Origin of the sequence: Elioraea tepida, from assembly GCF_019203965.1 — a bacterium.
GTDB lineage: Bacteria > Pseudomonadota > Alphaproteobacteria > Acetobacterales > Acetobacteraceae > Elioraea_A > Elioraea_A tepida.
The window spans coordinates 2,527,603-2,540,291 of sequence record NZ_CP076448.1; the positions used below are offsets into that span (position 1 = coordinate 2,527,603).

Genomic DNA, 12,689 nt, shown 5'->3' on the forward strand with positions numbered 1-12,689 from the left:
GCGCCCGTCATGTGAACCGCACCGTGACCGAGGCAAGCCCGCCGAAGGCGATCTCGACCAAGGCAGGCCCGGCGAGCCAGGCAGGCAGGGTGACCGAGCCGCAGAGGATGATCTGGCCTTCCCGCAGCCCGCCGAACGCTGCCGCCGCGGGCGATGCCGCGAGCCAACGCACCACCTCGAGCGGATCACCGAGCAGCGCCTCGCCGCGACCTTCGCCGAACAGGGTTCCGTCGATCATCATCCTCCCTGCGAGGTCGCGCAGCGCGCCGGCTTCGAGGGCACCGGGATCGATCCGCGTCTCGGGCCCGAGCGCCGCTGCCGCGTGGAAGAACTGGTCGGCGATCAGGGTCGGTGCGCCGACCGCCGTCATGTCGACATAGCGGTTCTCGACGATCTCGATCGCGGGCATCACCGCTCCGATTGCGACCGCTGCCTGGGCGCGCGTCGGCGGATGGCCGGTGAAGGGAAGGTCGGCCGAGAGCCGCACGGCGATCTCGCACTCCACCCCGGGCGCGACCCACTCGGCCCACGGGGAGGTGAATCCCGTCGGCTTGAGGGTGGCGGCCGACATGAAGCCGGCGGCGGGAGAAGAGACGCCGAGATAGGCCTGCATGGCCGGGTTGGTGGCGCCGACCTTGAAGCCGGCGGGAGGAGTTGCGCCGAGCGTCTTGGCGAGGGCCCGCTGCAGGGCATAGGCCTCTGCCTCGCTCGCCGGCGCGAGCGGGCCGAGGGGGCCGAGCGTACGCCTCTCCTGCCTGGCCGCGCGCAGCACGGCGGCTCCCGCATTCCAGTCCGTCATCGCTCAGGCTCCCCCCGTTCCAGACGCTCGGCCATGAGGGCGTAGAGCGCGACCGCAGCGGCGACCGAGACGTTCAAGCTCTCCACCGCGTCTGTCTGCGGCAGACGCACGAGCTCGTCGCACGCTTCGCGCGTGAGCCGTCGCATCCCCTCGTCCTCCGCCCCGAGCACGAGGGCGAGACGCCGGTCGCCGAGCTTCGCTCCGGCAAGAGTCGTTGGGGCGTCGCGATCAAGACCGACCACCCAGAGCCCCGCCTGCTTCAGGGTCCCGATCGCCCGGGCGATGTTGACGACGCGGATCAGCGGCACGCGCTCGAGCGCGCCGGCGGCGGCACGTGCCATCGCTCCTGTCTCGCCCGGCGCGTGCCTGTCCTGAACGACCACTGCCGACGCGCCGAAGGCAGCCGCCGAGCGGAGGATGGCGCCGACATTACGCGGATCGGTCACCTGGTCGAGCACGAGCACGGGGCCGTCCGAGGCGGCGAGCGCCTCCTCGAGGGAGGGGGGCTCGAGCGGGTCGGCGGCGAGCGCGAGGCCCTGGTGGATGGCGCCGGGTGGGAGCAACGCCGCGATCGCGGCCGGATCGGCCCGTTCAGGCTGGAGCGGCAAGGGCCCGCCCACCGCGCGCGCGACCGCGGCCTCCCCCTCGGGGGTGGCAAGCAGGCGTCGCAGGCGCCGCCTTGGGTTGCGAAGCGCCGCGGCGACCGCATGCAGCCCATGAAGCCAGACGGCGCCCGACGGAGCCCCCTCGACGCCGCGCGCGCGCGAAGCGCCGCCGTGCCGCCCTGTCCGCCTGCCATTCTGCCGCATTCGCCGAGCATGGGCCGATCCGGGCTGCCGCGGAAGTCCGTCGCCGCCAGGTCCAACTGCGCGTTGACAGGAGCCGCGATTTGCCTCATTCCGCGCCCCGCCGCGGCCTGAGCGCGGGGACCGTGGAGGGGTGCCCGAGTGGCTAAAGGGGACGGACTGTAAATCCGTTGGCGCACGCCTACGTTGGTTCAAATCCAACCCCCTCCACCATCCCTGCCGCCGCCGGTGTCCGATGGTGCAACGGCTGGACGGTTCGCTACGGCAACGGTACGGTCACGCTGACGGCGCGCGGGTGTAGCTCAATGGCAGAGCCCCAGCCTTCCAAGCTGGTTGTGCGGGTTCGATTCCCGTCACCCGCTCCAGCCCGTTCGCGGGCCTGACCGCCCCCTCCCACCTCACCCTCCGAACAACAACCCAGAGCGCGACGAGGACAACCCATGGCGAAGGCGAAGTTTGAGCGGACGAAGCCGCACTGCAACATTGGGACGATTGGTCATGTGGATCATGGGAAGACGTCGTTGACTGCGGCGATTACGAAGGTTTTGGCGAAGAGTGGTGGAGCGACGTATATGGCGTATGATCAGATTGACAAGGCGCCTGAGGAGCGTGCGCGTGGGATTACGATTTCGACGGCGCATGTGGAGTATGAGACTGCGAAGCGGCACTATGCGCATGTGGATTGTCCTGGTCATGCTGACTATGTGAAGAACATGATTACTGGTGCTGCGCAGATGGACGGGGCGATCCTTGTTGTGTCTGCGGCGGATGGTCCGATGCCTCAGACGCGTGAGCATATTCTGTTGGCGCGTCAGGTTGGGGTTCCTGCGCTTGTGGTGTTCATGAACAAGGTGGACATGGTGGACGATCCGGAGCTTCTGGATCTTGTGGAGCTTGAGGTTCGGGAGCTTTTGAAGAGCTATCAGTTCCCTGGGGACGACATTCCTGTGATCCGTGGGTCTGCTCTGTGCGCGCTTGAGGACCGCAACCCCGAGATTGGGGAGCAGGCGATCCTGAAGCTGATGGATGCGGTGGACACGTATATTCCGCAGCCTGAGCGTGCGAAGGACCGTCCGTTCCTGATGCCGATCGAGGACGTGTTCTCGATCTCCGGCCGCGGCACGGTGGTGACGGGGCGTGTCGAGCGGGGCGTCATCAAGGTCGGGGACGAGGTGGAGATCGTCGGGCTTCGTCCGACGGTGAAGACGACGGTGACGGGTGTGGAGATGTTCCGCAAGCTGCTCGACAGCGGCGAGGCGGGGGACAACATCGGGGCGCTGCTGCGCGGCACCAAGCGCGAGGAGGTGGAGCGCGGCCAGGTTCTGGCGGCGCCTGGGTCGATCACGCCGCACACCAAGTTCCTGGCCGAGGCCTACATCCTGACCAAGGAGGAGGGGGGTCGGCACACGCCGTTCTTCTCCAACTACCGGCCGCAGTTCTACTTCCGCACCACCGACGTCACCGGCGTCGTCACCCTGCCCGAGGGCACCGAGATGGTGATGCCCGGCGACAATGTCCGGATGGAGGTGTCGCTGATCGCCCCGATCGCCATGGACGAAGGCCTCCGCTTCGCCATCCGCGAAGGCGGAAGAACCGTCGGCGCAGGCGTCGTCACCAAAATCCTCCAGTAAGAGGGGGGCGATCGGGTCGGGCAGGCCGGGAGGAGGGGCATCGTTCCACTTCGGAGGGTGGTCCTCTCGTTCCGGCCATCCCTCCCGATCCGTGCGCCAGAGGGTGCTCGGCTCGCGACGCCTTGCCCGTCTGTCCTTGCAGCGCCTGCCTGGACGGGTCCGCGGGGCGAGGGCGCACGCCGGCTCGGGCGCTCTCAGAGCCGCGGCTCCCCGTCGGCCGCCCTTGCCCGAGGGCGCCAGGGTGCAGCGGGGTGCCGACACGCGCGAGGGGGCGCCCGCACCCTTGTCGTGCGCCGACGGATCGGGCAGGAAAGCGGCGTGTGGTGCCGGTGCCGCCGCTTGCGTTTGCCCCCGGGCGATCGCATCTGGCGTGCGGGGGCCGGAGGGGTGTAGCTCAATTGGCTAGAGCGCCGGTCTCCAAAACCGGAGGTTGGGGGTTCGAGACCCTCCACCCCTGCCACGCGCTCCTTCCGCGCCGGCGCGCGGCTGACATCACGCCGGGGAAGGGAGCCTTCGGCAGGCACCGCATTCTTGGGAGAAGGGCACGATGGCTCGACCAGATCCGGCACTGTTCGTGCGCCAGGTACGGCAGGAGGTGGCGAAGGTCACCTGGCCGTCGCGCAAGGAGACGCTGATCACCACCGGGCTCGTCGTCCTGCTGTCGATCCTCGCCGCCACCTTCTTCTTCATCGTCGACCAGATCATCGGCTTCGGCGTCCGCGCCATCTTCGGTTTCGGTGCCTGAGACGCGAGGCCAGGAGGAACCGCCCATGAGCACCCGCACGGATCCTGGTCTGCCGCCCGTCCGTCCGGTGGCGCCCCCGTCCGCCGCCGGCCGCAAGCGTTGGTACGTCATCCACGTCTACTCCGGCTTCGAGAAGAAGGTCGCGCAGGACATCCGCAAGCAGGCCGAACAGAAGGGGCTTGCCGACAAGTTCGACGAGATCCTCGTGCCGATGGAGGAGGTGGTCGAGCTTCGCCGCGGACAGAAGGTCGCGGGCGAACGGAAGTTCTTCCCGGGCTATGTTCTGGTGCGGATGGAGATGACCGACGACACCTGGCATCTCGTGAAGAACACGCCGAAGGTGACGAACTTCCTCGGCGGCAAGGGGCGGCCGAGCCCGATCAGCGACGCCGAGGCAGAGCGGATCGTCAAGGCGGTCCAGGAAGGGGTGGAGAAGCCCCGACCCTCGGTGGTGTTCGAGGTCGGCGAGCAGGTCCGCGTCGCCGACGGCCCCTTTACGAGCTTCAACGGCGTCGTCGAGGAAGTCGACGAGGAGAAGGGGCGGGTCAAGGTGTCGGTCTCCATCTTCGGCCGCGCCACCCCGGTCGAGCTCGAGTACGGTCAGGTCGAGAAGGTCTGACGGCCAGATCGGGCCGGGAAGGGGCAAGGGGGGCTCGGAGATGGCGCACGCGTCTGCCGTGCGGCTGCCGACACGGCGGCGCCTGATGCGCGGGCTTGCCGCCGCGGGCGTGTCGCTATTCGCCGGGGCATCGAAGGCGTTCGGGCTCGAGCCTGCCTACCGGCTCGCCGTCGTCCCGTATCGCGTGCCGCTCGAGAGCTGGCAGGGGCCGCCCTTGCGGATCGCCGTTCTCGCCGACCTGCATGTCGGCGAGCCGTTCATGCCCCCCCAACGGGTCGCCGATATCGTCGCCCGAACCAATGCGCTGGCGCCTGATCTCGTCGTGCTGCCCGGCGACTTCGCGCCCGGGCTGAGAAGCCTCCGCCCTGCGACCTGCCGGCACGAGGCCTGGGCGGCGGAGCTTGCCCGGCTTGAGGCGCCGCTCGGAGCCCATGCTGTCCTCGGCAACCACGATTGGTGGGAGGCCGGAGGTCCGGGGCCGATCCGGGCCGCTCTGCGCTCGGCCGGTGTGCGGGTCTATGAGAACGAGGCAGAGCCCCTGGTTCATCGCGGCCAGCGCTTCTGGCTCGCCGGCACGGACAGCGCGATGGCGCGGCCGCTCGGACGCGGCCGGTACGCCGGGGCTGACGACCTTCCCCGTGCGCTCGCGCGTGTGACCGACGAGTCGCCGGTGATCCTGATGGCGCACGAGCCTGACCTGTTCCGGCGCGTGCCAGGCCGCGTCGGCCTGACGATCTCCGGCCACACCCATGGCGGGCAGGTACGACTGCCCGGCCTCGGCGGGCCGGTTGCGCACGCGCCGCAGGCAGGACGCTACGTGCACGGACATATCCGCGATCGCGGCCGGCATCTCGTCGTCTCGGGCGGGCTCGGCTTCTCGGTTCTGCCTGTCCGGCTCGGCGTGCCGCCTGAAATCACCCTGATCGAGGTGACGTCCGCCTGAGGGGGGTCCCCAGGGCTGGACGGGCCTGTGGTCGGGCGGGTTCCGCCGCATGCCAGGGGTGCGGGCCGGTCGTCCCGTCCCCGAGTTGGCGTTTTCGCGCTGGACAGATGGTCTCGCGCGCTCTATACGCCGCCTCCTCGCAAACATGACGGGACGCGGGAGGGTGCGCGCGGGCGCCCCGCTTGGACCGCGGCCCCCTGGACCCAGGGGCTGGCACCTTATGGCGAAAAAGATCGTCGGCTACATCAAGCTGCAGATTCCGGCGGGCAAGGCGAACCCGTCGCCTCCGGTCGGGCCGGCGCTCGGCCAGCGCGGCCTCAACATCATGCAGTTCTGCAAGGAGTTCAACGCGGCGACGCAGGGCCTTGAGCCCGGCACGCCCACCCCGGTCGTGATCACGGCCTATGCGGATCGGTCCTTCACCTTTGTCACGAAGACACCCCCGAACACCTACTTCCTGCTGAAGGCCGCCAAGATCGAGAAGGGCAGCCAGACCGCCGGCAAGGGGCCGAGGGTCGGCCGCGTGACGCGGTCGCAACTGCGCGAGATCGCGAAGATCAAGATGAAGGATATGAACTGCTACGACGAGGAGGCGGCGATCCGGATGCTTGCAGGATCCGCTCGGTCGATGGGCCTCGAGGTCGTGGAGGGCTAAGCGATGGCGAGCGCGAAGGGAAGGGCGGCGGCCCAGGGCCGCGTCGCTCGCGGCAAGCGGCTTCGGGCCCTCTACCAGGGGTTTGATCGGTCGAAGGCCTATCCGCTCGCCGAGGCCGTTAGGATCGCCAAGGCCAACGCCACGGCCAAGTTCGACGAGACGATCGAGATCTCGATGAATCTCGGGATCGACCCGCGCCACGCCGACCAGACGGTGCGCGGCATGCTCAGCCTGCCGAACGGCACCGGCAAGACCCTGCGTGTGGCGGTGTTCGCGAAGGGTGCGAAGGCCGAGGAGGCGAAGGCGGCCGGGGCGGATATCGTCGGCGCCGAGGACCTCGCCGAGATGGTGCAGTCGGGCAAGGTCGATTTCGACCGCTGCATCGCCACCCCCGACATGATGGCGCTTGTCGGCCGGCTCGGTAAGGTGCTCGGCCCGCGCGGCCTGATGCCGAACCCGAAGCTCGGGACGGTGACGATGGACGTGAAGGGTGCGGTTGCCGCGGCGAAGGCCGGCCAGGTCGAGTTCCGTGCCGAGAAGGCCGGGATCGTCCACGCCGGGATCGGCAAGGCATCGTTCCCGGAGGAGAAGATCCTCGAGAATGCGCGCGCCTTCATCGAGGCAATCCAGCGCGCGAAGCCGGCGGGGGCGAAGGGCACGTACGTGAAGAAGGTGTCATTGTCCTCGACGATGGGTCCCGGCGTGAAGGTGGATGTCGCGTCGCTGACGAGCTGAGGAGAGGTTTCGCCGGAGCCCTTTGGGCCGAGGCGTGAGGATTGCCGCATCCGCCTCAGGGCGGGTTCGGCAAGGACGGAGGGTTGGCAGGTTTCGCCTCCCTCCACACCTGTCCGAGACCGCATGTGCCGCGCTCCTCGTGAAAGGGCCGGCTTGAAGGGGGAAGCCCCGCAGGCGGTAGACAGGGGAACGGGTCCGGGCACTCGGCGCCGGTCTGCCGGCCGGAGGCGGGTGTGTTTTCCGGTTCCTGGTCTTCTGCGTCTGGACAGGCGAACCGGGCCGCGGGTCCGGTTGGGCCGAGGCGGGTCGCCAGTCCAGCCGGGGTCGTGGTCGGTGGGAACGCGGCCGGTCCGGCGTGCCATCGGGGCATGTGCGGGCGGTCGCAGCGATGGAGACGGGACGTGGACCGACTCGAGAAGAGGGAAGCTGTCGCCTCTCTCGCCTCGGTGTTCGCCGAGACGTCGATCGTCGTCGTCACGCGCAACGCGGGCCTGACGGTGGCGGAGGTGTCGGAGCTGCGCCGACGGATGAGAGAGGCGGGGGTGACCTACAAGGTGGCCAAGAACCGCCTTGCCCGTCTCGCCCTCAAGGGCACCCGGTTCGACGGCATCTCGCCGCTGCTTCAGGGCCCGACCGCCCTCGTCTGGGCGAAGGACCCCGTGGCCGCGGCGAAGACCACCGTCGAGTTCGCCAAGACCAACGAGAAGCTGGAGATCGTGGGCGGCGCTCTGGGCGCGCAGACGTTGAACGCCGAGGGCATCAAGGCGCTTGCCGAGCTGCCCTCGATCGAGGCGCTGCGGGCCAAGCTGCTCGGCCTTCTGGTCAGCCCGGCAACTCGCCTGGCGGGCGTGCTGCAGGCTCCTGCGGGGCAGGTGGCGCGGGTGCTTCAGGCCTACGCGAAGAAGGGCGAGGCAGCCTGAGGGGATGACCCGTGCCGTCCGGCGAGCCTCGCCGGGCGGAGGCAGAGACAGGAACCGATGGCTTTCCGGAACGCTCCGGACGGCCGAGATGAAGAGGACGAAACGCGATGGCTGATCTTGCGAAGCTCGTCGACGAGCTCTCCAACCTGACCGTGCTCGAGGCTGCCGAGCTTGCGAAGATGCTCGAGGAGAAGTGGGGTGTGTCGGCGGCCGCACCGGTGGCCGTGGCAGCGGTCGCTGGCGCGCCCGCGGCGGCGGCCGCTGCGGCGGCTCCGGCGGCGGAGGCCCAGACCGAGTTCACCGTGATCCTGGCCAAGGCGGGCGACAAGAAGATCAACGTGATCAAGGAGGTCCGCACGGTGACGGGGCTTGGGCTGAAGGAGGCGAAGGATCTCGTCGAGGGCGCGCCGAAGGAGCTGAAGTCGGGCGTCAGCAAGGAGGAGGCCGAGAAGATCAAGAAGCTCCTCGAGGAGGCCGGAGCGACAGTCGAGATCAAGTGATTTCGGCGCGCTCCCTCCAGGAAGCGGCTTCGGCCGCGACAGGCGACCGGGCGGGGACGACCCTTCTCCGCCCGGCCGACCGTATTTGCGCAACCGGCCGCGCCGAGCCTGGCCGGGCAGGGTCGCCATCTCTCAGCTGATGCGGGGGGTCTCGATGCAGGGCTCGTTCACTGGCCGCAAGCGTATCCGCAAGAGCTTCGGGCGGATTCCCGAGGTCGCGCCGATGCCGAACCTGATCGAGGTGCAGCGCGCCTCCTACGAAGCCTTCCTGCAGATGCACACCTCACCGGACGCCCGCACTCATACCGGGCTGCAGGAGGTGTTCAAGAGCGTTTTCCCGATTGACGATTTTGCCGGTCGCGGCCGCCTCGAGTTCGTCCAGTACGAGCTCGAGGAGCCGAAATACGACGTCGAGGAGTGCATGCAGCGCGGCCTGACCTACGCCGCGCCGCTCAAGGTGCGCCTGCGGCTGATCGTGTGGGACGTCGATGAGGACACCGGCGCCCGCTCGATCCGCGACATCAAGGAGCAGGATGTCTACATGGGCGACATGCCGCTCATGACGGACAACGGCACCTTCATCATCAACGGCACCGAGCGCGTGATCGTCTCGCAGATGCATCGTTCGCCCGGCGTGTTCTTCGACCACGACAAGGGCAAGACGCACTCCTCGGGCAAATACCTGTTCGCCGCGCGCGTCATTCCCTATCGCGGCTCCTGGCTCGATTTCGAGTTCGACGCAAAGGACCTGATTTACGTGCGCATTGACCGGCGCCGGAAGCTGCCGGTGACGACCCTTCTCTACGCCCTCGACAGCGCGGCGACCGAGGCGCTGCGGGCCGAGCGCGAGGCCCGCGGCGAGACGCTCGAGCCGGGCGAGGTTCGGGGCATGGACGCCGAGGAGATCCTCTCGGCCATCTACGGTCGTGTCGTGTTCACGCGGGGGCAGAAGGGCTGGTCGCGCCCCTTCGATCCGGAAGCCTTCCGGGGCATCAAGCTCGCCGAGGCGCTGATCGATGCGGCGACCGGGCAGGAGGTGGCGTCGGCCGGGACCAAGCTCACGCCGCGCGCGCTGAAGAAGATCGCCGAAGGCGGCACGACCGAGGTTCTGGTCGGCCGCGCCGACATCGTTGGCCGTTTCGCCGCCGAGGACATGGTGAACCTCGAGACCGGCGAGATCTACCTCGAGGCCGGCGAGGAGATCACCGAGCCGAAGCTGCTCGCGCTCGAGGAGGCGGGGGTGGAGACGCTCCCGACCCTCGCGATCGACCAGAACACGGGGCCGTGGCTTCGCAACACGCTCGCGATCGACCGCAACCAGAACCGCGACGAGGCGCTGCTCGACATCTACCGTGTGATGCGCCCAGGCGAGCCGCCGACGCTCGAGACGGCCGAGGCGCTGTTCCGCGGCCTGTTCTTCGACCCCGAGCGCTACGACCTCTCGGCGGTCGGCCGCGTGAAGATGAACATGCGCCTCGGTTTCTCGAACGAAGAGGTGCCGGATACGGTGCGCACGCTGCGCAAGGCCGACATCCTCGCCGTGCTCAAGACGCTGCACGAGCTGAAGGACGGCCGGGGCCAGATCGACGACATCGACAATCTCGGCAACCGTCGCGTCCGCTCGGTCGGCGAGCTGATGGAGAACCAGTACCGCGTCGGCCTGTTGCGGATGGAGCGTGCGATCCGCGAGCGGATGAGCTCGGTCGACATCGACACGGTGATGCCGCACGACCTGATCAACGCCAAGCCGGCGGCGGCGGCGGTGCGCGAGTTCTTCGGTTCCTCGCAGCTCAGCCAGTTCATGGACCAGACGAACCCGCTCTCCGAGGTCACCCACAAGCGCCGCCTCTCCGCCCTCGGCCCGGGCGGGCTGACGCGCGAGCGTGCTGGTTTCGAGGTGCGCGACGTGCATCCGACGCACTATGGCCGGATCTGCCCGATCGAGACGCCGGAAGGGCCGAACATCGGGCTGATCAACTCGCTCGCGACCTACGCCCAAGTCAACAAATACGGCTTCATCGAGACGCCCTACCGGATGGTGAAGAACGGCAAGGTGGTGGGCGAGCCGCGCTACCTCTCGGCGATGGAGGAGGAGCGGCTGGTGATCGCGCAGGCGAACGCCACCGTCGCCGAGGATGGCACGCTTCTCGACGAGCTCGTGTCGGTGCGCAAGAACGGGGACTATGCGCTCGTTCCGGCGGACCAGGTGACGGCAATCGACGTCTCGCCGAAGCAGCTCGTCTCCGTCGCCGCGGCGCTGATCCCGTTCCTCGAGAACGATGACGCCAACCGCGCGTTGATGGGCTCGAACATGCAGCGTCAGGCGGTGCCCCTGATCCAGGCCGAGGCGCCGCTCGTCGGCACAGGGATGGAGGCCCCCGTCGCACGCGACAGCGGAGCGGCGATCATCGCCCGGCGTGCCGGCGTGGTCGACCAGATCGACGGGGCGCGGATCGTCGTCCGCGCGACGCGGGAGGACGGCTCGACCGAAGGCGTCGACATCTACCGGCTGCGCAAGTTCCAGCGCTCCAACCAGAACACCTGCATCAACCAGCGGCCGCTCGTGAAGGTGGGCGATGTTGTGCGCACGGGAGACATCATCGCCGATGGGCCGTCGACGCAGCTCGGCGAACTGGCGCTGGGGCGGAACGTTCTGGTCGCGTTCATGCCCTGGAACGGCTACAACTTCGAGGACTCGATCCTGATCTCCGAGCGCATCGTGCGCGACGACGTGTTCACCTCGATCCACATCGAGGAATTCGAGGTGATGGCGCGCGACACCAAGCTCGGGCAGGAGGAGATCACCCGCGACATCCCGAACGTCGGTGAGGAGGCGCTGAAGAACCTCGACGAGGCGGGCATCGTCTATATCGGCGCGGAGGTGAAGCCGGGCGACATCTTGGTCGGCAAGGTAACGCCGAAGGGCAAGAGCCCGATGACGCCCGAGGAGAAGCTTCTGCGCGCGATCTTCGGCGAGAAGGCCTCGGACGTGCGCGACACCTCGCTGAGGCTGCCGCCCGGTGTCTCCGGCACGGTGGTCGATGTGCGCGTCTTCTCGCGCCGCGGCGTAGACAAGGACGAGCGCGCGCTCGCGATCGAGCGGGCGGAGATCGAGCGTCTCGCGAAGGACCGTGACGACGAGAAGGCGATCCAGGAACGGTCATTCCTCGGCCGGGTACGCGAGCGGCTCATCGGGAAGAAGGCGGCCCCGGGCAACAAGGGCATCAAGGCGGGGACGGAGATCACCGAAGCGGTGCTCGCCGAAATCCCGCGCGGGGCATGGCGCAACATCACGGTGGCCGACGATGCTACCATGGCCGAGATCGAGCAGCTGAAGCGCGAGTTCGACGAGGCTGTACGCCGGCTCGAGGCGCGGTTCGTCTCGAAGGTCGAGAAGTTGCAGCGGGGCGACGAGCTTCCCCCGGGCGTGATGAAGATGGTCAAGGTGTTCGTCGCGGTGAAGCGCAAGCTCCAGCCCGGCGACAAGATGGCCGGCCGCCACGGCAACAAGGGCGTGGTCAGCCGCGTCGTCCCGGTCGAGGACATGCCGTTCCTCGAGACCGGCGAGGCCGTCGACATCGTGCTCAACCCGCTCGGCGTGCCCTCGCGCATGAATGTCGGCCAGATTCTCGAGACGCATCTCGGCTGGGCCTGTGCGGGGCTCGGCCGGCAGATCGGCGAGCTGCTCGACGCCGCTCGGAGCTCGGGCGCGCTCGCGCCGGTTCGGGAGAAGCTCCGGGACATCTACGGCGAGACCATCTACCGCGAGATGATCGAGGGGATGAGCGATGCCGAGCTCGTCGAGCTTGCCGAGAACCTCCGTCCGGGCGTCCCGATCGCAACGCCTGTGTTCGACGGGGCGCGGATGGACGACATCGAGGCGATGCTCGAGAAGGCGGGGCTGGATCGTTCCGGCCAAGTGACGCTGATCGACGGCCGCACGGGCGAGCCGTTCGAGCGGAAGGTGACGGTAGGCTACATCTATATGCTCAAGCTGCACCACCTCGTCGATGACAAGATCCACGCACGCTCGATCGGGCCCTACAGCCTCGTGACGCAGCAGCCGCTCGGCGGCAAGGCGCAGTTCGGCGGCCAGCGCTTCGGCGAGATGGAGGTCTGGGCGCTCGAGGCGTACGGGGCCGCCTACACGCTCCAGGAGATGCTGACGGTGAAGTCGGACGACGTCTCGGGCCGCACCAAGGTCTACGAGGCGATCGTGCGCGACCAGGACACGTTCGAGGCGGGCATCCCCGAAAGCTTCAACGTGCTTGTGAAGGAGCTCAAGTCGCTCGGGCTCAATGTCGAGCTCGAGAACCGCGGCGGATGAGCGGCGCGG

The 12,689-nt window shown here is 68.4% G+C and carries 11 protein-coding genes and 3 tRNA genes; 12 read left to right on the top strand and 2 right to left on the bottom strand.

Annotation, left to right across the window (positions count from 1 at the left end):
• Positions 1-7: 7 nt before the first annotated feature.
• Both KO353_RS12050 and rlmB read right to left on the bottom strand, forming a co-directional pair.
• Positions 8-799, bottom strand: a complete 792-nt coding sequence (locus KO353_RS12050; protein WP_218284962.1) for a 2-keto-4-pentenoate hydratase — start codon at positions 797-799, stop codon at positions 8-10.
• Positions 796-1,608 carry a 23S rRNA (guanosine(2251)-2'-O)-methyltransferase RlmB gene (gene rlmB, locus KO353_RS12055; RefSeq protein WP_218284963.1) on the bottom strand — a complete coding sequence of 271 codons (813 nt, stop codon included), beginning with the start codon at positions 1,606-1,608 and terminating at the stop codon, positions 796-798. The genes KO353_RS12050 and rlmB overlap by 4 nt, the downstream gene beginning before the upstream one ends.
• A 124-nt stretch (positions 1,609-1,732) precedes the next feature.
• Here rlmB and KO353_RS12060 point away from each other — a divergent pair.
• From KO353_RS12060 to rpoB, 12 genes are all read left to right on the top strand, one after another.
• Positions 1,733-1,818: transfer RNA gene (locus KO353_RS12060), tRNA-Tyr, on the top strand.
• 78 nt (positions 1,819-1,896) lie between these two features.
• Positions 1,897-1,970: transfer RNA gene (locus KO353_RS12065), tRNA-Gly, on the top strand.
• A gap of 75 nt (positions 1,971-2,045) precedes the next feature.
• Complete coding sequence (gene tuf / locus KO353_RS12070; RefSeq protein ID WP_218284964.1) at positions 2,046-3,236, top strand: elongation factor Tu; 1,191 nt, start codon at positions 2,046-2,048, stop codon at positions 3,234-3,236.
• Positions 3,237-3,619: 383 nt separating this feature from the next.
• Positions 3,620-3,696: transfer RNA gene (locus tag KO353_RS12075), tRNA-Trp, on the top strand.
• Positions 3,697-3,783: 87 nt separating this feature from the next.
• The gene (gene secE, locus KO353_RS12080; protein WP_218284965.1) at positions 3,784-3,981 is read left to right on the top strand and encodes a preprotein translocase subunit SecE; all 198 of its coding nucleotides are present in this window, start codon (positions 3,784-3,786) and stop codon (positions 3,979-3,981) included.
• A gap of 25 nt (positions 3,982-4,006) precedes the next feature.
• Positions 4,007-4,600: a transcription termination/antitermination protein NusG gene (nusG, locus tag KO353_RS12085; protein WP_235691842.1), complete on the top strand. Its 594-nt coding sequence runs from the start codon at positions 4,007-4,009 to the stop codon at positions 4,598-4,600.
• A 40-nt stretch (positions 4,601-4,640) separates the two neighbouring features.
• The gene (locus KO353_RS12090; protein WP_218284966.1) at positions 4,641-5,543 is read left to right on the top strand and encodes a metallophosphoesterase; all 903 of its coding nucleotides are present in this window, start codon (positions 4,641-4,643) and stop codon (positions 5,541-5,543) included.
• Positions 5,544-5,763: 220 nt separating this feature from the next.
• Positions 5,764-6,198, top strand: coding sequence for a 50S ribosomal protein L11 (gene rplK, locus KO353_RS12095; protein ID WP_218284967.1), 435 nt, complete (start codon positions 5,764-5,766; stop codon positions 6,196-6,198).
• A gap of 3 nt (positions 6,199-6,201) precedes the next feature.
• Complete coding sequence (gene rplA, locus KO353_RS12100; protein WP_218284968.1) at positions 6,202-6,933, top strand: 50S ribosomal protein L1; 732 nt, start codon at positions 6,202-6,204, stop codon at positions 6,931-6,933.
• 401 nt (positions 6,934-7,334) lie between these two features.
• On the top strand, positions 7,335-7,853 hold the full coding sequence (gene rplJ, locus KO353_RS12105) for a 50S ribosomal protein L10 (protein WP_218284969.1): 519 nt from the start codon (positions 7,335-7,337) through the stop codon (positions 7,851-7,853).
• 107 nt (positions 7,854-7,960) lie between these two features.
• Positions 7,961-8,353: a 50S ribosomal protein L7/L12 gene (gene rplL / locus KO353_RS12110; protein ID WP_218284970.1), complete on the top strand. Its 393-nt coding sequence runs from the start codon at positions 7,961-7,963 to the stop codon at positions 8,351-8,353.
• A 154-nt stretch (positions 8,354-8,507) separates the two neighbouring features.
• On the top strand, positions 8,508-12,680 hold the full coding sequence (rpoB, locus tag KO353_RS12115) for a DNA-directed RNA polymerase subunit beta (protein ID WP_235691843.1): 4,173 nt from the start codon (positions 8,508-8,510) through the stop codon (positions 12,678-12,680).
• The last annotated feature ends 9 nt before the right edge of the window (positions 12,681-12,689 follow it).

Coding starts and splice junctions, on each gene's coding strand:
- KO353_RS12050 (WP_218284962.1), bottom strand. CDS start 799: ATGACGGACTGGAATGCGGGAGCCGCCGTGCTGCGCGCGGCCAGGCAG.
- rlmB (WP_218284963.1), bottom strand. CDS start 1,608: ATGCGGCAGAATGGCAGGCGGACAGGGCGGCACGGCGGCGCTTCGCGC.
- tuf (WP_218284964.1), top strand. CDS start 2,046: ATGGCGAAGGCGAAGTTTGAGCGGACGAAGCCGCACTGCAACATTGGG.
- secE (WP_218284965.1), top strand. CDS start 3,784: ATGGCTCGACCAGATCCGGCACTGTTCGTGCGCCAGGTACGGCAGGAG.
- nusG (WP_235691842.1), top strand. CDS start 4,007: ATGAGCACCCGCACGGATCCTGGTCTGCCGCCCGTCCGTCCGGTGGCG.
- KO353_RS12090 (WP_218284966.1), top strand. CDS start 4,641: ATGGCGCACGCGTCTGCCGTGCGGCTGCCGACACGGCGGCGCCTGATG.
- rplK (WP_218284967.1), top strand. CDS start 5,764: ATGGCGAAAAAGATCGTCGGCTACATCAAGCTGCAGATTCCGGCGGGC.
- rplA (WP_218284968.1), top strand. CDS start 6,202: ATGGCGAGCGCGAAGGGAAGGGCGGCGGCCCAGGGCCGCGTCGCTCGC.
- rplL (WP_218284970.1), top strand. CDS start 7,961: ATGGCTGATCTTGCGAAGCTCGTCGACGAGCTCTCCAACCTGACCGTG.
- rpoB (WP_235691843.1), top strand. CDS start 8,508: ATGCAGGGCTCGTTCACTGGCCGCAAGCGTATCCGCAAGAGCTTCGGG.